Source organism: Burkholderia torrens, assembly GCF_984668525.1.
The window spans coordinates 273,483-291,948 of the sequence record NZ_OZ480212.1; the positions used below are offsets into that span (position 1 = coordinate 273,483).

20 protein-coding genes are annotated in these 18,466 nt (G+C 67.0%); 13 read left to right on the forward strand and 7 right to left on the reverse strand.

Going from position 1 to position 18,466, the window contains the following annotated elements:
- Window positions 1-35: 35 nt before the first annotated feature.
- The 6 genes from AC5LXX_RS17610 to AC5LXX_RS17635 are packed head-to-tail and all read right to left on the reverse strand — an operon-like array spanning window position 36 to window position 5,838.
- The gene (locus tag AC5LXX_RS17610) at window positions 36-1,433 is read right to left on the reverse strand and encodes an MFS transporter (RefSeq protein ID WP_493412451.1); all 1,398 of its coding nucleotides are present in this window, start codon (window positions 1,431-1,433) and stop codon (window positions 36-38) included.
- Entirely contained in the window at window positions 1,430-2,149 is a 720-nt protein-coding gene (locus tag AC5LXX_RS17615; RefSeq protein ID WP_493412452.1) for an ABC transporter ATP-binding protein, read from the reverse strand. The genes AC5LXX_RS17610 and AC5LXX_RS17615 overlap by 4 nt, the downstream gene beginning before the upstream one ends.
- Window positions 2,146-2,931 carry an ABC transporter ATP-binding protein gene (locus AC5LXX_RS17620; RefSeq protein ID WP_493412453.1) on the reverse strand — a complete coding sequence of 262 codons (786 nt, stop codon included), beginning with the start codon at window positions 2,929-2,931 and terminating at the stop codon, window positions 2,146-2,148. Before AC5LXX_RS17620 ends, AC5LXX_RS17615 begins: the two co-directional genes overlap by 4 nt.
- Window positions 2,928-3,815, reverse strand: a complete 888-nt coding sequence (locus AC5LXX_RS17625; RefSeq protein ID WP_493412454.1) for a branched-chain amino acid ABC transporter permease — start codon at window positions 3,813-3,815, stop codon at window positions 2,928-2,930. Before AC5LXX_RS17625 ends, AC5LXX_RS17620 begins: the two co-directional genes overlap by 4 nt.
- Window positions 3,808-4,701: a branched-chain amino acid ABC transporter permease gene (locus tag AC5LXX_RS17630; RefSeq protein ID WP_493412455.1), complete on the reverse strand. Its 894-nt coding sequence runs from the start codon at window positions 4,699-4,701 to the stop codon at window positions 3,808-3,810. The genes AC5LXX_RS17625 and AC5LXX_RS17630 overlap by 8 nt, the downstream gene beginning before the upstream one ends.
- 36 nt (window positions 4,702-4,737) lie before the next feature.
- Window positions 4,738-5,838 (reverse strand): ABC transporter substrate-binding protein, encoded by a 1,101-nt coding sequence (locus AC5LXX_RS17635; RefSeq protein WP_124455511.1) that lies wholly within the window; start codon window positions 5,836-5,838, stop codon window positions 4,738-4,740.
- A 318-nt stretch (window positions 5,839-6,156) separates the two neighbouring features.
- Here AC5LXX_RS17635 and AC5LXX_RS17640 point away from each other — a divergent pair, with 318 nt between their 5' ends.
- From AC5LXX_RS17640 to AC5LXX_RS17685, 10 genes are all read left to right on the forward strand, one after another.
- A complete protein-coding gene (locus AC5LXX_RS17640) occupies window positions 6,157-6,507 on the forward strand; it encodes a RidA family protein (protein WP_493413453.1) in 351 nt (116 codons plus the stop codon).
- A 17-nt stretch (window positions 6,508-6,524) separates the two neighbouring features.
- Window positions 6,525-7,769, forward strand: coding sequence for a D-amino acid dehydrogenase (locus AC5LXX_RS17645; protein WP_493412456.1), 1,245 nt, complete (start codon window positions 6,525-6,527; stop codon window positions 7,767-7,769).
- On the forward strand, window positions 7,766-8,575 hold the full coding sequence (locus AC5LXX_RS17650) for a maleate cis-trans isomerase family protein (protein WP_493412457.1): 810 nt from the start codon (window positions 7,766-7,768) through the stop codon (window positions 8,573-8,575). Before AC5LXX_RS17645 ends, AC5LXX_RS17650 begins: the two co-directional genes overlap by 4 nt.
- Before the next feature lie 90 nt (window positions 8,576-8,665).
- The gene (locus AC5LXX_RS17655; RefSeq protein ID WP_124455514.1) at window positions 8,666-9,367 is read left to right on the forward strand and encodes a GntR family transcriptional regulator; all 702 of its coding nucleotides are present in this window, start codon (window positions 8,666-8,668) and stop codon (window positions 9,365-9,367) included.
- 155 nt (window positions 9,368-9,522) lie between these two features.
- On the forward strand, window positions 9,523-10,407 hold the full coding sequence (locus AC5LXX_RS17660) for a glycosyltransferase family 2 protein (RefSeq protein WP_124455515.1): 885 nt from the start codon (window positions 9,523-9,525) through the stop codon (window positions 10,405-10,407).
- A gap of 79 nt (window positions 10,408-10,486) precedes the next feature.
- Window positions 10,487-11,422 carry a dihydrodipicolinate synthase family protein gene (locus AC5LXX_RS17665; protein WP_493412458.1) on the forward strand — a complete coding sequence of 312 codons (936 nt, stop codon included), beginning with the start codon at window positions 10,487-10,489 and terminating at the stop codon, window positions 11,420-11,422.
- 104 nt (window positions 11,423-11,526) lie between these two features.
- A complete protein-coding gene (gene rhmD, locus AC5LXX_RS17670) occupies window positions 11,527-12,705 on the forward strand; it encodes an L-rhamnonate dehydratase (RefSeq protein WP_493412459.1) in 1,179 nt (392 codons plus the stop codon).
- Window positions 12,706-12,781: 76 nt separating this feature from the next.
- The gene (gene lra1, locus AC5LXX_RS17675; protein WP_493413454.1) at window positions 12,782-13,570 is read left to right on the forward strand and encodes an L-rhamnose 1-dehydrogenase Lra1; all 789 of its coding nucleotides are present in this window, start codon (window positions 12,782-12,784) and stop codon (window positions 13,568-13,570) included.
- 17 nt (window positions 13,571-13,587) lie between these two features.
- Window positions 13,588-13,902, forward strand: a complete 315-nt coding sequence (gene rhaM / locus AC5LXX_RS17680) for an L-rhamnose mutarotase (RefSeq protein WP_493412460.1) — start codon at window positions 13,588-13,590, stop codon at window positions 13,900-13,902.
- 60 nt (window positions 13,903-13,962) lie between these two features.
- Window positions 13,963-14,859, forward strand: coding sequence for an amidohydrolase family protein (locus tag AC5LXX_RS17685; protein ID WP_493412461.1), 897 nt, complete (start codon window positions 13,963-13,965; stop codon window positions 14,857-14,859).
- A gap of 83 nt (window positions 14,860-14,942) precedes the next feature.
- On the opposite strand, the gene AC5LXX_RS17690 is transcribed toward AC5LXX_RS17685, so the two are convergent.
- A complete protein-coding gene (locus AC5LXX_RS17690; protein ID WP_493412462.1) occupies window positions 14,943-15,653 on the reverse strand; it encodes an IclR family transcriptional regulator in 711 nt (236 codons plus the stop codon).
- A gap of 165 nt (window positions 15,654-15,818) precedes the next feature.
- On the opposite strand from AC5LXX_RS17690, the gene AC5LXX_RS17695 reads away from it, so the two are divergent.
- From AC5LXX_RS17695 to AC5LXX_RS17705, 3 genes are read left to right on the forward strand one after another with little or no spacing between them, the layout of a single operon-like run.
- The gene (locus tag AC5LXX_RS17695) at window positions 15,819-16,517 is read left to right on the forward strand and encodes an RraA family protein (RefSeq protein WP_493412463.1); all 699 of its coding nucleotides are present in this window, start codon (window positions 15,819-15,821) and stop codon (window positions 16,515-16,517) included.
- Window positions 16,517-17,464: an NAD(P)-dependent oxidoreductase gene (locus tag AC5LXX_RS17700; RefSeq protein ID WP_493412464.1), complete on the forward strand. Its 948-nt coding sequence runs from the start codon at window positions 16,517-16,519 to the stop codon at window positions 17,462-17,464. Before AC5LXX_RS17695 ends, AC5LXX_RS17700 begins: the two co-directional genes overlap by 1 nt.
- Before the next feature lie 21 nt (window positions 17,465-17,485).
- The gene (locus AC5LXX_RS17705) at window positions 17,486-18,415 is read left to right on the forward strand and encodes an SMP-30/gluconolactonase/LRE family protein (protein WP_493412465.1); all 930 of its coding nucleotides are present in this window, start codon (window positions 17,486-17,488) and stop codon (window positions 18,413-18,415) included.
- Window positions 18,416-18,466: the final 51 nt, after the last annotated feature.

An 18,466-nucleotide genomic window follows, 5' to 3' on the forward strand; every position in this document is an offset into this window, starting at 1 on the left:
TACGCCGGTTGCCGTCGATATCCGTGCGCGCCCGGCTACGGCTGCTCGGCGCCCCCGGCGTGAATCGCGCGAAATACGACCGCGAAGCCGAGCGCGTACAGCGCGGCGATCACCGCGAAGCCGACAGCCGTCGCGCGGTTCGGATCGTCGATCACGTGCAGGATCACCGATGCGATCGCGATGCCCACGAGCGAGCCGATCTGCCGGCTCGCGTTCAGCGATGCGGCGGCGAGGTTCGCGTCCGCCGCATCGGCCGACTGCATCACGACGAGGTTCATTGCCGGAATGGCCTGGCCGGCGCCGAAGTTGGCGACGCCGACCGCGACGGCCAGCAGCGGATACGGCATCGCCGCGACGCCGACGAGCGTCACGCTGCCGAGCGCGGCGAGCGCGAGCCCGATGAGCAGTGTGCGGCGCGTGCCGAGCCGGGCGCTGACCTTCGCGGACGCGAGATTGCCGATGCCGAACATCGCCATCAGTGGAAACAGTTCGAATCCGGCGACGAGTGCGCTCGCGCCGCGGACGTTCTGCAAATAGAGGCTCAACAAAAAGATTTCGGCGAGGATTCCGAAGTTGATCGCGAGGCCCAGCGTGCTGCCCGCGACGAAACGCCGGTGCGCGAGCAGCGCCGGCGACAGGATGCGCGAGTTCGCGTAGCGCTCCCGTAATGCGAATGCCGCGGTTGCGGCCAATGTCGCGGCCACGCCGGCGATGATGGACGGCGAGCGCCAGCCGGCGCTGGGCCCTTCGATCAGCGTGAAGCTCAGAGCGGCGAGCGCCAGCGCCCCGAACAGATGACCGAGCGCATTCAACGGGCCGGGATGACGCGGCGCCCGCGCGATATGCCGGTACGTGAGCCACAGGCCGGCGGCACCGACCGGCAGGTTCACCCAGAAGATGCCGCGCCAGCCGATCGCCTCGACCAGCATGCCGCCGACGCAGGGGCCGAGCGCCATCGCGGCCGACACCAGCGCGCCCCAGATGCCGATCATCCGCGTGCGGGTCGGTCCCGGCGGGAACGCGAGCGTGAGCAGGCTCAGCGAACTCGGCATGAAGAGCGCCGCGCCGACACCCTGTGCGAGGCGCGCCGCGACGAGTGCGCCGCTGGACTGCGCGGCCGCGCACAGCACCGACGCGCCGACGAACAGCGCAAGCCCGGCGACGTAGACGGCTTTCGATCCGTAGCGGTTCGCGAGCGCGCCGCCGAGCAACAGCAGCGCCGCGAAGCTGAGCGTGTACGCATCGACGACCCACACCAGCGCGGTCAGCGACATCGACAGGCTGGTTTCCATGGCCTTCAGCGCGACGTTGACGATCGTCACGTCGAGCATGGCCATCACGAAGCCGCACGCGAGCGCGACCATCACTAGTACGGGGCGCGCGGCCGCGGATGCGTAAGCGCCGGCGGCCGGCGTGGCGCTCCCGCCGTTCATGCGGCCCGCCCGCCGAGGTACAGGCGCCGCATCTCGTCGCTGTCGAGCAACTCGGCAGCAGGCCCTTCGAGCGCGACGCGCCCCATCGTCAGCACGATGCCGCGATCCGCGATGCGCAGCGCCTCGATCGCATTCTGCTCGACCATCAGCACGCCGATATGCTCGGTGTCGCGCATCCGGACGATCGCGTCGAACACCTCGTCGACCATCTTCGGCGACAGGCCCGCCGACGGCTCGTCGAGCAGCAGCAACACCGGGCGCGGCATCAGCGCACGCGCGAGCGACACGATCTGCCGCTCGCCGCCGGACAATGCGCCTGCCGGCGACCGGTAGCGACGCCGCAGGACCGGATACTGCTCGCACAGCTCGTCGATCCGTGCCTCGCGCGGAAACGCGGACATCGACTGGCCGCCCAGCATCAGGTTTTCCCGCACGGTCAGCGACGCGAACACGTTGTCGGTCTGCGGCACGAAGCCGATGCCGTACTCGCGGATCTTCCGATGGACCGGCACACGCGCCACGTCGGTGCCCTGGATCGTCACGCTGCCCGCACGAGGCAGGACGAAGCCCGCGATCGACTTCAGCAGCGTCGATTTTCCGCAGCCGTTCGGGCCGAGGATCGTCACGATGTCGATGGCGCCGACCGTGAGCGACACGCCATGCAGGATGTCGACTTCGGGTGTGTAGCCGGCGACGAGTTCGCACACGTCGATCATGAGGCCTCCAGTGGACGACGAGCGGCATGTGCGCGGCCGAGATAGGCATCGAGTACGCGACGGTTGCGTTCCAGTTCCGTCGGACGGCAGTTCGCGATCGCCACGCCGCGATCCAGTACGACGCAGCGGTCGCATAGCTCGCGGATGAAATGCATGTCGTGTTCGATGACGACCAGCGTGACGCCCTGTTCGCGAATCCGCCGCAGCTCGTCGATCAATTCGCCGCGCAGGTTCGGGTGCACGCCGGCGGTCGGCTCGTCGAGCAACAGCAGCTTGGGCTCGGTCATCATCGCGCACGCAATGCCCAGCAGCTTCTTCTGGCCGCCGGAGATCGACGCGGCGGGCAGGTGCGCGACGCCGGACAGCTTCAGCTCGTCCAGCAGCGCGACGGCGCGCGCACGGGTAGCGGCATCGAGCACGCGCGTCGCGCGGCCGCGCCAGAGTGCGGCGCCGATTCCGTGGCGCGCGGACGAAGCCGCCATCGCGAGTTCGAGCACCGACATGCGCGCGGGCATCGACGGCAACTGGAACGTGCGGCGCACGCCCAGCCGGGCAATCTTGTGCGGCGACAGCGCGTCGATCCGCTGACCGTCGAAGCGGATGGCGCCCGCCGCGAGCGGCGCGAAGCCGGTGATCGCGTTGAGCGCGGTGCTCTTGCCGGAGCCGTTCGGGCCGAGCAGCCCGACGATCTCGCCGCCGTCGACCGACAGCGTGACCCCGGACAAGACGACGTTCTCGCCGTAGCGAATCGTCACGCCGTCGAGATCGAGCAGCGCGCTCATGGCCGCACCTCCAGGCGCTCCGGCACGAGCCCGTGCGGGCGCCAGAGCACGCACGCGAGCAGCATTAGGCCGACCAGGCCGAGCCGCACCGCACCGGTCAGGTCGCTGCCGACCGCGAGCCAGTCCTTGAGAAACGGCGCCAGCGCGTAGACGGCCTGCACGATCAGCGTGCCCACCAGCACGCCCGCGTGGCTGCCGAGGCCGCCGACCATCACGACGGTCCAGAGCGCGAAGGTCTCGGACGCGATCATCGCGTCCGGCCCGACATAGCCGATGTACCAGGTGGCGAGCGCCCCGGCGAGCGCGGCGGGGAGCGCACCGGCAATGCATGCACGCGTTTTCAGCGCGAGCGGATCGTAGCCGAAGCAGACCGCGAGCGCGGGTTCTTCGCGCATCACCTTCAGCGCCCGGCCGAAGCGGCTTGCGGTCAGGCGCCGGTACGTCGCGTAGGTGAGCCCGAGGCAGCCGGCCGTGACCGCGAGGAAGGCGAGATCGGCCCACGGCGCCCGCAGCCCCGGGAACAGCGGCGCGATGCCGCCGATGCCTTGCGCGCCGCCGGTGAGCCAGCTTTCGTTGAGCGCGATCGTGCGCAGGATCTCGGCGATCGCGAGCGTCGCGATCCCCCAGTAGTCGGCGGTGAGCTGCCGTCCGAGCCGCGCGACGACGAACGCCAGCGCGCCCGCCGCGGCCAGCGCGAGCGCCAGCGCCGAAAACAGCGGCCAGCCGAGCTGCGACGCGATGCCGGCCGCGTACGCGCCGAGCCCGGCGAACGCAATGAAGCCGAAATTGACGAGCCCCGCATAGCCGGCCTGCAGGTTCAGCCCGAGCGCCATCGTCGCGTACAGGCAGCCGATGGTCAGCAGATGGATGACGAAGCTAGACACGCCGCACCTCCCGATCGAAGATTCCGTAGGGCCGGAAGATCAGCGCGACGAGCAGGATCGCGAACGACACTGCGCCGACATACTCGACCGGAAAGAATTGCATCGGCCGATCGACGAGCGCACCGAAATCGACGTTCAACGCGACGGTTTCGGCGAGGGCGATCAGGAGCGCGCCCGCCGCGGCGCCGAGCGGATTGCCGAGACCGCCCAGGATCGCCGCGGAGAACACCGGAATCAGCAGCCCGTAGCCGAGATTCACATGCACGCTCTCGGTGGCGCCGAGCATCGTGCCGCCGAGCGCCGCCAGCACGCCGCTCGCGAACGTGATCACGTTGGTCACGCGCGTCGCGTCGATGCCGGTCGCGAGCGCCAGCGCGCGATTCGACGCGAGCGCCCGCATCGCCCGCCCGAGGCCGGTGCGGTACAGCAGTGCCGCGAATATCGCGAGCGCGCCGGCGCCGCACGCGATCGAGCCCAGCTGCGGCACGGACAGCGCGATGCCGGCGATCGACAGCGGCGGATGCACGTCCTGCGCATACTGCTGCGGCCGCGAGCCGGCGATGCCGAGCACCAGCGCGACCGCGAGCATCGAGATCGCGAGCGAGCCGATCATCGCCACCGCGCTGCCCGAACGCAGGAGCCTCGCGAACACGAACAGGTTCAGCAGCGTCGCGGCGGTGCCGATCAGCACGCAGGACACGGCCGTCGCGAGCGCGAACGGCAGCCCTGCGCGCTCCAGCCAGAGCGTCGCGAATGCGCCGAGCATCGCGTACTGGACATGCGCGATGTTGGGAAAGCGGATCAGCGAATAGAGCGTCGACAGGCCGACCGACACCAGCATCAGGTCGGCGGTGCGGATCAATACGTCGACAATGAATGACAGCATGGCGATGTCCTCGGGTTCATCAAGGCGGGCGGCCGCTCACTGCTGCGCGACGACCGATTGGCGATAGACCACCTTCTCGTAGGGCTGTACTTCCCGCTGGCCGTCGGCATCGAACGCGATCGCGCCGGTCACGCCGGCATACGACTTGCCCAATGCCGCGAGCGCCGTGCGAATCCTGGCCGGGTCGGTGGACTGCGCACGGCCGATCGCCGCGGCAGACAACAGCGTCGCGTCGTACGCATAGCTGCCGAACGCCGATCGCGGCGCCTCGTTGTACGCGGCTTGATAAGCGCTCGCATACGCTTTCGCGCCCGCGCCGAGCGCGGCGACTTCGAGGCCGATCTGGCCTTGCGCGATCTGCGAAGGCGTGTCGCTCGTGCACATCGTCAGGTAGATGCCGTACCACGGATGCTGGTTGAGCTGCATCTCGAATGCCTGCCGGTTCAGCGTCGCGGCCTCCTGGCCATACGCGCTGTAGACATACGCGTCGGGCTGCGCGCGCGACGCCTGCTCCAGTTCGCGGCGATAGGTCGACTGCCCTTCCGTGTAGAGCACCGTCGACACCACCGTGCCGCCGAGCGCCTCGAAACGCTTCTTGAATTCGCCCGCGATACCCTGGCCGTAGCCGTTGTTCGGCGCAATCAGCGCGATGCGGCGCAGCTTGCGGGCGTACACGTCCTGGGCGGCGAAGCGCGCGGACAGGTCGTCCAGCCCGATCACGCTGAACGAGCCCGCGCCGATCTTGCGCACTTGCTGGCTCGACGAGCCGATGTTGATGTGCACGTCGCCCTGGCGTACCAGGAACTGTCCGACCGGAATCGTCACCGACGACGAAAACTCGCCGAGCACGACCGGCACGTGCTCGACGGTCGCGAGCTTGCGCGCGGCGTCGAGTGCGGTATTGGCCGAGCCGCCCGAATCCTCGATCCGCACGGCGAGCTTCTGGCCCAGCACGCCGCCCTTCGCATTGATCTGCGCGACGGCAAGCTCGATGCCGCGGCGCTGGTCTTCGCCGATGGACGCACTCGCGCCGGTCAGCGGCAGCACCGCGCCCACGCTGACGTCGGCCTGCGCAGCGCCTGACGCAATCGCACCGAGCGCGATCCAGATACCGACACTCCACTGACTTGTCTTCATCTTCGTTCTCCCGTCGTATGGTCGGCCGCACGGATGGCGGCGTGGTTTGATATACAGAAGTGTCGACAGAATCACAGATCAAAAATCGTTTGAATATAAATTTTCGAACTGCTGTGAAGAATTGCGAAGGCCTCGGAGGTGATAGAAAAATCGCCCTGTTTTCATGCATTTATGCACGCGGATAAAGAGCGTGGATAGTCGTGGTGCACACTCGCGCCACGATGGAGCAATTGAAGGTATTTCTGAAAAAAGTGTATACAGAGGTGAATTGCGGTGCTTAAATTTGCCCAACTCGACACGACATCGGAGGGCGGTCAGATGGTGGAGATCAAGCGATACGGCGTAAGTGAACGGATGAGCCAGCTGGTGGTCGCGGGCGGGCTGGCATTCGTCTCAGGGCAGGTGGCGGACGACACGTCGCTCGACGTGGCGGGCCAGACCCGTCAGATCCTCGACAAGATCGACCGGCTGCTCGAAGACGCGGGGCTCGACAAGCGCCGGATCGTGTCCGCGAGCATCTGGCTGGCCGACTATCGCAGCTTCGCCGAGATGAACGGCGTATGGGACGCGTGGGTGCCTGAGGGCGAAGCCCCGGCCCGCGCGTGCGTCGAATCGAAGCTCGCGTTTCCGCAGTACACGGTCGAGATCGCGGCGATCGCCGCGAGCTAGTACAGGAGAATCGGCGTATGAAGACGATCGTGCTCGGCGGCGGCATCGTCGGCGTGACCACTGCGTACTTTCTCGCGAAGGCGGGCGACGAGGTGACGGTGATCGAACGTCGCAACGGTGTCGCGCTCGAAACGAGCTTCGCGAACGCGGGGTTGATCGCCCCCGGTCATTCGTACACCTGGGCGTCGCCGCGCGCGCCGAAGATTCTCTTCAAGTCGCTGTTTGCCGAAGGCCAGGCGCTGCGGCTCAAATGGACGCCCGACTGGCGAATGTGGGCCTGGTGCGCGCTGTTCCTGCAGAACTGCACGGCCGAGCGCTCGCGACGCAACACGTCGATCAAGGTACGGCTGTGTCGTTATGCGCAGCAGCGGCTTCAGCAGGCGACGCGCGACGAACTGCTCGAGTACGACCGGACGAGCGGAGGGCTGTTGTACCTGTACCGCGATCCGGCGTCGTTGGACCGCGGCGTCGCGAACATGCGGATCCTGACCGACAACGGTCTGCCGCTCGACATCCTGGATGCGCGGGCCACCATCGAACGCGAGCCGGCGCTACGCCATGCGGCGGGTGCGATCGCGGGCGCGATTCACTGCCCGACCGACGAGAGCGGCGACGCGCATCTCTTCACGCGCGCGCTCGCCGAGCGCTGCCGTGCGCTCGGCGTCGAATTCCGCTTCGACACGTCGATCGACGGCGTGCGCGCGAGCGCCGATGCGATCGACTACGTCGAGACGTCGCACGGCCGCGTGACCGGCGATCGATACGTGCTCGCGCTCGGCTCGTATTCGCCGGTCGTCGCGCGTTCGCTCGGTTACCGGTTGCCGATCTATCCGGTCAAGGGGTACTCGGTCACGCTGCCGATCGGCGACACGCACGAGCCGCCCGCGCTCGGCGGCGTCGAGGAAAACCAGCTCGTTGCATGGGCCCGCTTCGGCGACCGGCTGCGGCTGACCGCGACAGCCGAGTTCAGCGGCTACGACACCATGCATTCGCCGGCCGATTTCACACACATGCTGGCGACCGCGCAGGCACTGTTCCCGAACGGCGCCGACTACTCGAAGCCGTCGTACTGGGCCGGGCTGCGGCCGATGACGCCGGAGGGCACGCCGATCATTGGCGCATCCCGGCACCGCAACCTGTTCTTCAACACCGGCCACGGCCATATGGGCTGGACCATGTCGTGCGGCACCGCGAAGATCGTGGCGGATCTGATCCACGGCAAGCGGCCCGATATCGACATCACCGGGATGACCTTGCAATGAGCGAACTTCTCTCCACCTCCCAGGATCCGGGCATCGGAGCCGGCGCGGTGCACGACGCCTACGCCCGCTTCGATTTCTCGCTCGACGCCGGCATCGCGCGGCGTGCGGCGATCGGTCTTGTCGTGCTGGCGACCGATCATACGATCGAATACGAGTGGCGGCGTCTGCTCGCCATCGACGGTGTCGCCTTCTACGAAAGCCGGATCGCGAATTCGGCCGAGATCACGGCCGAGACGCTCGCGCGGATGGATGGCGGGATCTGCGCCGCGGTCGAATTGATCCGGCCGGGCGAGCGCCTCGACGTCGTGGCGTTCGGCTGCACGTCGGCGTCGACGGTGCTCGGCGAGGAACGCGTATTCGAGCGCATCCGCGAGGCGCGGCCCGGCGTCGCGTGCACGACGCCGATTACCGCGGCGCGCGTCGCGCTCGCGGCGCTCGGCGCGCGCGGGGTCGCGCTGCTGACGCCGTACGAGCGCGCGATCAACGATGCGATGGCCGCGTATTTGCGCGCGCGCGGCGTGGATATCGTGCGGGTGGGCTCGTTCGAGCACCGCGACGACAACGAGGTCGCGCGGATCGAGCGCGCGTCGATCGAGCACGCGGTGCTGACGCTCGCCGCCGATCCGGCCGTCGATGCCGTATTCGTGTCGTGCACGAGCCTTCGCATCGTCGATGCGCTGGCCGAAATCGAAGCACGTGCGGGCAAGCCCGTTCTGTCGAGCAATCATGCGCTCGCATGGCACGCGCTGCGGCTCGCGGGTATCGACGATCCCGTGCCGGGCTTCGGCAGCCTGCTGATGCGCTGATGCACGGCTCGTGCAGGTAAAAAGACGCGCGCTGGCAAATTGCCGATGGATAATGACGCGCGGTGACAACAGGTGGAACCAGGAGACGAGATGTCGACTTCCGTTATGGCTGGCCGGGAGACCGCGGCGCCGACGCGCACGGGCCTCACGGTCAACGAGATTTACGAGCAGCTGAAACAGATGGCTGTGCTGTACAAGATTCGACCGGGCGAGCGGTTCAACGAGCTGGAACTCGCCGAGCGCTTCAACGTGAGTCGCACGCCGATTCGCGAGGCACTGAACCGGCTCGTTGCCGAAAACCTGCTGGTGTTCGTGCCGAACCGCGGTTTCTTCATTCGGGAACTGGAGGGGAAGGATGTGTTCGATCTGTTCGAATTGCGTCGCTCGATCGAGACGACCGCGGTGACGCTGGCGTGCGAGCGTGCGTCGGACAACGACATCAAGGCGCTGCGTCGCTTCTGGAAGCAGGTGATGAAGAATGCCGCGCGGATGTCGTCGTCCGAGCTGGTCGTCAAGGACGAGCAGTTTCATCTGGAGCTCGCCGCGTTGTCGGGCAACGCCGAGATCGGCCGCGTGCTGCAGGGGATCAACGCCCGGATTCACTACGTGCGGTGGGTCGATGTCGATCAGCGACGCAACGAGGCGTTCACCGAGCATCTCGAGATTCTCGACGCGCTCGCCGAACGCGACGCGGCGCGCTGCGCGACATTGACCGACACGCATATCCGCTGGCGGATGGAGGAGATCACGCGCGTCGTCCAGGCGAGCGTCGTCAAGCTGTACGCAAAATAGAGAAAGACCGGCGGCAGCGCCTGCGACGGCCGCGTGCGGCACGCGAACAGGCGGGACCAGGACGGTCGGCGAGACAAGCAGTCGTGCAAAGGAGGACGGGCCGCCCGGATCGACCGGCGCGGCGCATCGCTACTTGATCGTCACGAGGTGCCGTCATGACACACGGTACGTTGGTCACGCTGTACAAGCCGTCCGCAGCGCAGATCGAGCATTTGCTGACCTTGCCTGCGAAAAGCCCCGCCGTCGTCGCGGTCGACAATTCGCCTGCCGCCGATCGCGCGCTGTACGCGCGTCTCGCGGCAGGCGGCGTCGATGTGATCGCGAATCACAATCGCGGCGGAATCGCCGGTGCGTTCAACGCCGGCGTCGAATTCCTGATCGGCCGCGGCTGCGACGTCTTTTTCATCTTCGATCAGGATTCGCACGTTCCGGACGACTATTTCGATCGGATGCTGGCCGGCTGCGCGCGGGTGGGCGACAGCCGCTTCCTGGTCGGCCCGCGGATCTTCAACCGCAATTTCCAGCGCGACCTGCCGTTGTTCACGGTACGCCGCTGGTCCGCGCAGATCACGCCGATCCACGGCGGCGCGCATGGCCTGCTGTCGTGCTCGGTCATCATCTCGTCGGGCACCGCGATTTCGCTCGACGCATATCGCGCACTCGGCCGTTTCCGCGAGGATTTCTTCATCGACCACGTCGACGCCGAATACTGCATGCGCGCGCAGGCGCACGGCGTGCCGGTGCGCGTCAACGCCGACGTGTCGCTGCCCCACGAGCTTGGCAGCCCGTCCGCGCAGCAGCACTGGCCGCGCGTCGAGATATTCGATCAGAGCGCGCTGCGCCATTACTATGCGGCGCGCAATTGCATCCTGGTCGCCCGCGACTACTGGCGACGCTATCCGGCCATGCTGCTGATCAATCTCATCACGCTCAAGCACGTGGCGTTCGTGCTGCTGCATGCACGCAACAAGCGTCTGAAGTTGAAGGCGATCTATTGCGGCGTGACGGACGGGCTGCGCGGCCGGTACGGCCGCGTGTGACGCACGCGGCAGCGCGCGTATCGGCGCATGACGAATGCGCCACATAATTTGGACTTCTTATTATAAAGAGGGATTCGCGATGACCCAGACTACGCCGATTCACCGCCGCTATACGGGCGCGTTCTCCGTCGCGCCAACGATCTTCACCGACGCGGGCGAGATCGACATGCCGGGCCAGAAGCGCTGTGTCGACTTCATCATCGACGCAGGCGCGGACGGCCTTTGCATCCTGGCGAACTACTCGGAACAGTTTTCGCTGACCGACGACGAACGCGAGCGGCTCATCGCGGCGATCCTCGAGCATGTGGCTGGACGCGTGCCGGTGATCGTGACGACCACGCATTTCAATCCGGCGATCTGCGCGGCGCGCAGTCGCGCCGCGCAGGCGGCCGGTGCGGCGATGGTGATGGTGATGCCGCCGTACCACGGCGCGACGATTCGTTGTGGCGAGGCCGCGATCGAGCAATTCTACGCGGCGCTTTCCGATGCGATCGCGATCCCGATCATGTACCAGGACGCGCCGATGAGCGGCACGCAGGTATCGGCCGCGTTTCTGGCACGCATCGCGCACACGATTCCGAATCTGCGCTATTTCAAGATCGAGGTGCCGCAGTCGGCGGCGAAGCTGCGCGAGCTGATCGCGCTCGGCGGCGACGCGATCGAAGGGCCGTTCGACGGCGAGGAAGCGATCACGCTGCTCGCCGATCTCGATGCGGGCGCGACCGGCAGCATTCTCGGCGGCGGCTATCCGGACGGGCTGCGGCCGATTCTCGCCGCGTATCTCGCCGGGCGGCGCGACGAGGCGGTTGCCCAGTACGAGCGATGGCTGCCGTTGATCAACTACGAGAACCGTCAGGCCGGCTTGCTCGCGGCGAAGGCGCTGATGAAGGAGGGCGGCGTGATCGCATCGGACGCGCCGCGCCGTCCGCTCGCGCCGCTGCATCCGGCGACGCGCGCGGGCCTGATCGAAATTGCGCGACGGCTCGACGCGCTGGTGCTGCGCTGGGCACGCTGACGCGACGATCTCGCAGGACGACGTGGCGATTTGCGCCGCAATCCGTGCGCACGACGCGTACGGGCGGCTTCCGGACTCGACGACCCAACCAAGGAACCCGAAGAATGAGCATGCCGACGATACGCGCGGTCCGCGCGCTGACGGTGCGTGGTGGCGGTGCCGACTACCACGATCAGGATGCCGGTCACTGGATCGACGACCACATTGCGACGCCGATGTCGCGCTACCCCGAATACCGGCAGAGCCGCCAGTCGTTCGGCATCAACGTGCTCGGCACGCTCGTGATCGAAGTCGAGGCCAGTGACGGCACGGTCGGCTTTGCCGTGACGACCGGCGGCGAGATCGGCGCGTTCATCGTCGAGCGGCATCTCGCGCGCTTCATCGAAGGGCAGCGCGTGACCGACATCGAAAAGATGTGGGATCAGATGTTCTACGCGACGCTGTACTACGGGCGCAAGGGTGTCGTGCTCAATGCGATTTCCGGCGTCGATCTCGCGCTGTGGGATCTGCTCGGCAAGGTGCGGCAAGAGCCCGTGCACCAGCTGCTCGGCGGCAAGGTGCGCGACGAGCTCGAGTTCTACGCGACCGGCGCACGGCCGGATCTCGCGAAGGAGATGGGCTTCATCGGCGGCAAGCTGCCGCTGCATCACGGCCCGGCCGAAGGGGACGCCGGCCTGCGCCGCAATCTCGATGCGCTCGCCGACATGCGCTCGCGCGTCGGCGACGATTTCTGGCTGATGCTCGACTGCTGGATGAGCCTCGACGTGCCATATGCGACGCGGCTCGCGCACGGTGCGCACGCGCTCGGCCTGAAATGGATCGAGGAATGCCTGCCGCCCGACGACTACTGGGGCTATGCGAAGCTGCGCCGCGATGTGCCGCGCGGCATGCTCGTCACGACCGGCGAGCATGAGGCGACCCGCTGGGGCTTCCGGATGCTGCTGGAGATGGAGTGCTGCGACATCATCCAGCCGGACGTGGGCTGGTGCGGCGGGCTCACCGAGCTGATGCGCATCTCGGCGCTCGCCGACGCGCGCGGCGTGCTGGTGATTCCGCACGGGTCGTCGGTCTACAGCTATCACTTCGTCACGACGCGGCACAACAGCCCGTTCGCCGAATTTCTGATGATGGCGCCGCAGGCGGATCGTGTCGTGCCGATGTTCGATCCGCTGCTGCTCGACGAGCCGGTGCCCGTCGGCGGGCGGATGAAGGTGCCCGACACGCCCGGCTTCGGCGTGCGCCTGAATCCGGACGTGCGCATGCAGCGCCCGTATGAACACTGAGCGCGCGCAGGTGCACGCCGGCATCGCGATGCCGGCGGCTGCCGAAGGCGTGATGGCCAAAGTAGAAGGGGGCGCAATGACGAAGTTGCTCGAAGACAGGGTCGTCGTCGTGACGGGCGGATCGCGCGGGATCGGCCGCGCGATCGCGCTGGCGTGCGCGCGGCATGGTGCGGACGTCGTCGTCAACTACTGGACGAACCCGCTGCTGCCTGCGCAGGCCGATCACGAGATCGATGCGCTCGTCGACGCGATCCGAGCGACAGGGCGCCACGTGCTTGCCGTGCCTGGCGACGTCGCGCAGCCCGGCACGGCAAGCACGCTGGTCGCGGCAGCGGTCGAGCGATTCGGCCGGATCGACGTGCTGGCGAGCAACGCCGGAATCTGCCCGTTCCACGGGTTCCTGGATTTGCCGCCCGATCTGCTGCAAAGAACGATGGAAGTGAACCTGCACGGTGCGTTCTACATGACCCAGGCCGCCGCACGGCAAATGGCCGCGCAAGGGCGCGGCGGCGCGATCGTCGCGACCAGCTCGATCAGCGCGCTGGTCGGCGGCGGCATGCAGACGCACTACACGCCGACCAAGGCCGGCGTCCATGCGCTGATGCAATCGTGCGCGGTCGCACTCGCGCCGCATCGGATCCGCTGCAATTCGGTGCTGCCGGGCACGATCCGGACCGAGATCAACGACGACGATCTCGCGGCGCCCGGCAAGACCGAGTACTTCGAGCGCCGGATCCCGCTCGGCCGTCTCGGCGAGCCGGACGACGTCGCCGACTGCGTCGTGTTTCTCGCATCCGACATGGCGCGCTACGTGAATGGCGCCGCGCTGCTCGTCGACGGCGGCATGTACGTGAACCTGCAGTGAAACAGCGAGGCATGGCCATGGAAACGATCGCCTTCAGGATGCGCCTGCACCCCGGCAAGCGGGACGAATACCGGCGCCGGCACGATGCGATCTGGCCGGAACTGGCCGACGCGCTTCGTGCGGCGGGCATATCGGACTACCGGATTTTTCTCGACGACGATACCCATCACCTGTTCGCCGTGCTCAAGCGGCCGGCCGATCACAGGAGCGCGCAGCTCGCCGAAACGGACGTGATGCGTCGCTGGTGGGCGTACATGGCCGACCTGATGGAGACCGGGCCGGACGGGCGTCCGGTCGAGAAATCGCTGGAGCCGATGTTTCATCTGGAATGAGGCCGGCGCTTTCCTGGGCGCGCGGCGCGTCACCGATTCGCATGAACTGACGGAGCCGTCATGCAGATTGTCGATCCACACGTCCATTTCTGGGACGCGGACATGCTCAGCTACAGCTGGCTCGATCGCGCGCAGCCGGCGTTCTCCGGCGCGGTCGCGGATTTGCCCCGGCGGTACGGGCCCGCGGAGTTGCGCGCCGACGCCGGTGCGGATATCGACGTGTTGAAGGTCGTGCACGTCGAGGCGATCCACGACGCGTGGACGACACCGAGCGAAGTCGACTGGCTGCAGGCGCTTGCGGATGCGCCGGCGAGCGGCGGGATGCCGGACGGCATCGTGGCGGGCGTCGACCTGTTCGCGCCGGATGCGCGCATCCGGCTCGCCGGCGCGGCGGCACATCCGAACGTGCGCGGCATCCGGCAGGTATTGAACCGGCATCCGGACCCCTGGTACAACTACGTCGACGTGGACTATCTCGCCGAACCGCGCTGGCGCGAAAATTTTGGAATGCTTGACGAATTCCGGTTGTCGTTCGACCTGCAGCTGTACCCGGCCCAGGTCGGTGCGGCGCTCACCGTGATCGATGCGCATCCGGACACGCCCGTGATCGTCAATCACACGGGCATGTTCGTCGATCGAGCCAGCGTGCACGGCTGGCGCGAATGGCGCGACGGACTGCGCGGGCTCGCGCGGCGTGCGAACGTGACGATGAAGCTCTCCGGGCTCGCGATGTTCGACCATCGCTGGACGGTCGAAAGCTTCCGTCCGTACGTGCTGGAGGCGATCGACGTGTTCGGCGCGACACGCTGCATGTTCGCGTCGAATTTCCCGGTCGACCGGCTCCATGCCGACTACCGGGCGCTCTGGCGCGCGTATGCGGCGATCGTCGCCGGCGCCAGCGAGGACGAACGCGACGCGCTGTTCGCCGGCACCGCGCTGCGGGTTTATCGGTTGTGAGCCGTGTGGCGTGGTGCGAACGTATCCGCAATCAGGCGACGCACGGCGTGTCGGCCTGAACCGTGCGTTTGTCGAAGCGGCGATCAGGTGCCGTAGAGGTGATCGCAGAGCGCGACGCTCGCCCCCAGCTTCCGGGACAGATCCGCGGCCGCATCCAGTTGCGGTCGATCCAGCTCGCCCGACTCGTGCGCGACGCTGAGGCGAGACGCAGGACCGGAAAGCGTCAGCGCCGCCATGAACTTGTCGCCGGCGCCGAAGATCGGCACCGCGAACGCTGCCGTGTGCACGTCGCGCGCACCGGCGGTGAAGAGGGGCAGTGCGGGCGGCTTGTCGTAGATCGGTTCGCCGAGTCCCCAGAAACGGATCACCTGGCTGATGGCGGTGTCGTCGAGCGGCAGCATCGTCCCCGCGAGCCGCGTTTCACGCAGACCTTCGGACGGCTCGACCCGAAACAGGCAAAGCCGATGCCCGCTGTCGTGCACGTAGTACGATGCGCTTTCTTTCGTCAGCGCGGCCAGCGCATGCAGCGCCGGTTCAACCACCGTGGACAGATGGAAGGACTGCTCGTACAGCTTGCCGAGGTACAGCACGCGATGTCCGAGCGAATAGTTGCCGGATTGCGCGCGTACGACATAGCCCATTCGCTCCAGCGAATTCATCAGGCGATAGACCGTCGTCTTGTGCATGCCGGATGCCTGCGACAGCATCGCGAGCGACTGCGATTCGGCGCCGGGCTTGAAGCAGTCCAGCAGCGAAAGTGCTTTTTCCACGGCAACCACGCCGTCGTTTCCCATTCCTTCTCTCCCTTCGTCACTCGACAAGAATTGTACAGAGTAAAACGCTGGTTTACCACGTAAAAGGGTAAACGCCAGTGCCGTGGCGCGAGCCCTCTGGTTATAGTGGTTTCACCATGTACACCAGTGTTGTACAGAGTACAACGCATAACCCGAGGTCGAGTCATGAGCAACCCATCCGTCAGCACTTCTCCGATCAATCGCGACATCGAGCGCGTGCCGCCCGAGCTCGTTCAGGCCGCCGCGCGCTACCAAGCTGCGATCCTGGCCGATGTCGCCGGCCGCCGCGGCACGGTGCATGGCCGCGTTCGGCCGTTGTCATCGAAGATGAAGGTCGCCGGCCCGGCGCTCACGGTCGAGGTCCGCGCGGGCGACAACCTGGCGATCCATGCGGCGCTCGCCGTCGCGAAGCCGGGCGACGTGATCGTGGTCGATGGCAAGGGCGACATCTCGTGCGCGCTGCTCGGCGAAATCATGGCGGCGCAGGCGAAGGCGAGCGGCATTGCCGGCATCATCATCGACGGCGCGGTGCGCGATTCGCATGAGCTGGCCAACGGCGACTATCCGGTCTTCTCGGCCGGCCTCAATCCGTGCGGCCCGACCAAGAGCATCGCGGGGCGCGTGAATGCGCCGATCTCGCTGGGCGGCACGGCGGTCAATCCGGGCGACCTGGTGGTCGGCGACGCCGACGGCGTCGTCGTCATTCCGCGCGACGACGTCGCGCGCATCGTCGATCTCGCGCAGAAGAAGCTCGACGTCGAAACCGCGCGTATCGCGGCGATCCACAAGGGCGACCTTCGTCCGGGCTGGGTCGAGAAGGAACTCCGCGCAGCGGGCATGCTGGCCGAAGGCGAGGCGCTGTGATGCCGACCGCTTCGCACAAGCCAGTGGTCCTCGTGACCGCCGCCGACCTTGCACCGCAAGCGCTCGACATGCTCACGCCATTCGACGTCGTGTTCGCCGGCAAGCAACCGACCGAAGACGACCTCGTGGCGCTCTGCACCCAGCACAAGCCGGTCGCGATCATCGTCCGGTACGGCAAGGTCAACGCCCGCATCATGGACGCGGCCGAAAACCTGCAGGTGATTTCGAAGCACGGCAGCGGCATCGACGTGATCGATCAGGACGCTGCCGCCGCACGCGGCATCGCGGTGCGCGCCGCGGTCGGCGCGAATGCGGCCGCCGTCGCCGAGCATGCATGGGCGCTGCTGCTCGCATGTGCGAAGTCCGTTCCGCAGCTCGATATCCGCATGCGCGAAGGCCATTGGGACAAGTCGACGCACAAGTCCGTCGAACTCGACGGCCGTACGCTCGGCCTCGTCGGACTCGGCGCGATCGGCCGGCGCGTGGCTGCGATCGGCGCGGCGTTCGGCATGAAGGTACTCGCGTTCGATCCGTTCGCGAAGGAAGCGCCTGCCGGTGTGAAGCTGGTGCCGCTCGACACGCTGTATGCAGAGGCGGACGTTGTGTCGCTGCATTGTCCGTTGACGGCCGACAACCGCCGGATGCTCAACCGCGACACGCTCGCGCGTTTCAAGCGCGGCGCGATTCTCGTCAATACCGCACGCGGCGGCTTGATCGACGAAGCCGCGCTTGCCGACGCGCTGGCGAGCGGCCAGTTGCGCGCGGCCGGACTCGACAGTTTCGACGTGGAACCGATGACGGCGCCGCACCCGTTCCAGCAGATCCCCAACGTGATTCTGTCTCCGCACGTCGGCGGCGTGAGCGATGCCGCGTACGTGAACATGGGCAAGGGCGCGGCCGCCAACGTCCTCGCGGTGCTCGACGAACGCGCGCACAGCGCGGCCTGAACCCTGAACTTCGAGGTACGCATGTTTTATCTGACGAACCCCGACGTGCGCGAAGCCGAAGTATTCACGCGCATGCCGGAGAAGTTTCGCAAGCCGGACGTCCGCACGGAATGGGCGCGCGCGAATCGCGGCGGCATGGTCACCGATTCCTTTCTCGAAGGGCCGGTCTGGGATCCGGACGGCTACCTGTTCGTCACCGACATTCCGCACGGGCGCATTTTCCGCATTTCGCCGTCGGGCGACTGGGATCTCGTCGTCGAATACGACGGCGAGCCCAACGGGATGAAGCGCTTCGACGCATCGCACCTGATCATCACCGACTACCGGAACGGCCTGATGCTGCTCGATATCGAGCGCGGTGAAGTGCGCCCGTATCTCGAGCGCCGCAACACCGAGCGCTTCAAGGGCGTGAACGACCTGACGTTCGACTCGGCCGGCAACCTCTATTTCACCGACCAGGGGCAGACCGGGCTGCACGATCCGACGGGCCGCGTGTATCGGCTCTCGCCCGACGGCAAGCTCGACATGCTGCTCGGCACCTGCCCGAGCCCGAACGGGCTCGTGCTGTCGCGCGACGAGAAGGTGCTGTTCGTCGCGATGACGCGCGGCAATGCCGTGTGGCGCATGCCGCTGCAGGCCGACGGGTCGGTCACCAAGGTCAGCCAGTTCTTCACGTCGTACGGGCCGAGCGGCCCCGACGGCCTCACCGTCGATCTCGAAGGCCGCCTGTTCGTCGCGAATCCGGGGCTCGGCCGTGTGTGGGTGCTCAACCACTGCGCGGAGCCCGTCGAGATCCTGACCGGGCCGAAAGGAGCGTCGCTCACGAGCGTGTGCTTCGGCGGTGCCGACATGAAGACACTCTTCATCACCGAATCGACATCCGGTTCCGTGCTGAAAGCGCACATGACCGTCGCCGGCCCGCTGCCGAAACAGGCAGCCAGGAAGGACTGAGACCCACGAGCCGGGAAGCCGCTCGCCGGTTTCCCGCCCGCATGCCGAAAG

What these genes read in the sequence shown, in the direction of transcription:
- AC5LXX_RS17610 (WP_493412451.1), bottom strand. Translation starts at nt 1,433, where the DNA reads ATGAACGGCGGGAGCGCCACGCCGGCCGCCGGCGCTTACGCATCCGCG.
- AC5LXX_RS17615 (WP_493412452.1), bottom strand. Translation starts at nt 2,149, where the DNA reads ATGATCGACGTGTGCGAACTCGTCGCCGGCTACACACCCGAAGTCGAC.
- AC5LXX_RS17620 (WP_493412453.1), bottom strand. Translation starts at nt 2,931, where the DNA reads ATGAGCGCGCTGCTCGATCTCGACGGCGTGACGATTCGCTACGGCGAG.
- AC5LXX_RS17630 (WP_493412455.1), bottom strand. Translation starts at nt 4,701, where the DNA reads ATGCTGTCATTCATTGTCGACGTATTGATCCGCACCGCCGACCTGATG.
- AC5LXX_RS17635 (WP_124455511.1), bottom strand. Translation starts at nt 5,838, where the DNA reads ATGAAGACAAGTCAGTGGAGTGTCGGTATCTGGATCGCGCTCGGTGCG.
- AC5LXX_RS17640 (WP_493413453.1), top strand. Translation starts at nt 6,157, where the DNA reads ATGGTGGAGATCAAGCGATACGGCGTAAGTGAACGGATGAGCCAGCTG.
- AC5LXX_RS17645 (WP_493412456.1), top strand. Translation starts at nt 6,525, where the DNA reads ATGAAGACGATCGTGCTCGGCGGCGGCATCGTCGGCGTGACCACTGCG.
- AC5LXX_RS17650 (WP_493412457.1), top strand. Translation starts at nt 7,766, where the DNA reads ATGAGCGAACTTCTCTCCACCTCCCAGGATCCGGGCATCGGAGCCGGC.
- AC5LXX_RS17655 (WP_124455514.1), top strand. Translation starts at nt 8,666, where the DNA reads ATGTCGACTTCCGTTATGGCTGGCCGGGAGACCGCGGCGCCGACGCGC.
- AC5LXX_RS17660 (WP_124455515.1), top strand. Translation starts at nt 9,523, where the DNA reads ATGACACACGGTACGTTGGTCACGCTGTACAAGCCGTCCGCAGCGCAG.
- AC5LXX_RS17665 (WP_493412458.1), top strand. Translation starts at nt 10,487, where the DNA reads ATGACCCAGACTACGCCGATTCACCGCCGCTATACGGGCGCGTTCTCC.
- rhmD (WP_493412459.1), top strand. Translation starts at nt 11,527, where the DNA reads ATGAGCATGCCGACGATACGCGCGGTCCGCGCGCTGACGGTGCGTGGT.
- lra1 (WP_493413454.1), top strand. Translation starts at nt 12,782, where the DNA reads ATGACGAAGTTGCTCGAAGACAGGGTCGTCGTCGTGACGGGCGGATCG.
- rhaM (WP_493412460.1), top strand. Translation starts at nt 13,588, where the DNA reads ATGGAAACGATCGCCTTCAGGATGCGCCTGCACCCCGGCAAGCGGGAC.
- AC5LXX_RS17685 (WP_493412461.1), top strand. Translation starts at nt 13,963, where the DNA reads ATGCAGATTGTCGATCCACACGTCCATTTCTGGGACGCGGACATGCTC.
- AC5LXX_RS17690 (WP_493412462.1), bottom strand. Translation starts at nt 15,653, where the DNA reads ATGGGAAACGACGGCGTGGTTGCCGTGGAAAAAGCACTTTCGCTGCTG.
- AC5LXX_RS17695 (WP_493412463.1), top strand. Translation starts at nt 15,819, where the DNA reads ATGAGCAACCCATCCGTCAGCACTTCTCCGATCAATCGCGACATCGAG.
- AC5LXX_RS17700 (WP_493412464.1), top strand. Translation starts at nt 16,517, where the DNA reads ATGCCGACCGCTTCGCACAAGCCAGTGGTCCTCGTGACCGCCGCCGAC.
- AC5LXX_RS17705 (WP_493412465.1), top strand. Translation starts at nt 17,486, where the DNA reads ATGTTTTATCTGACGAACCCCGACGTGCGCGAAGCCGAAGTATTCACG.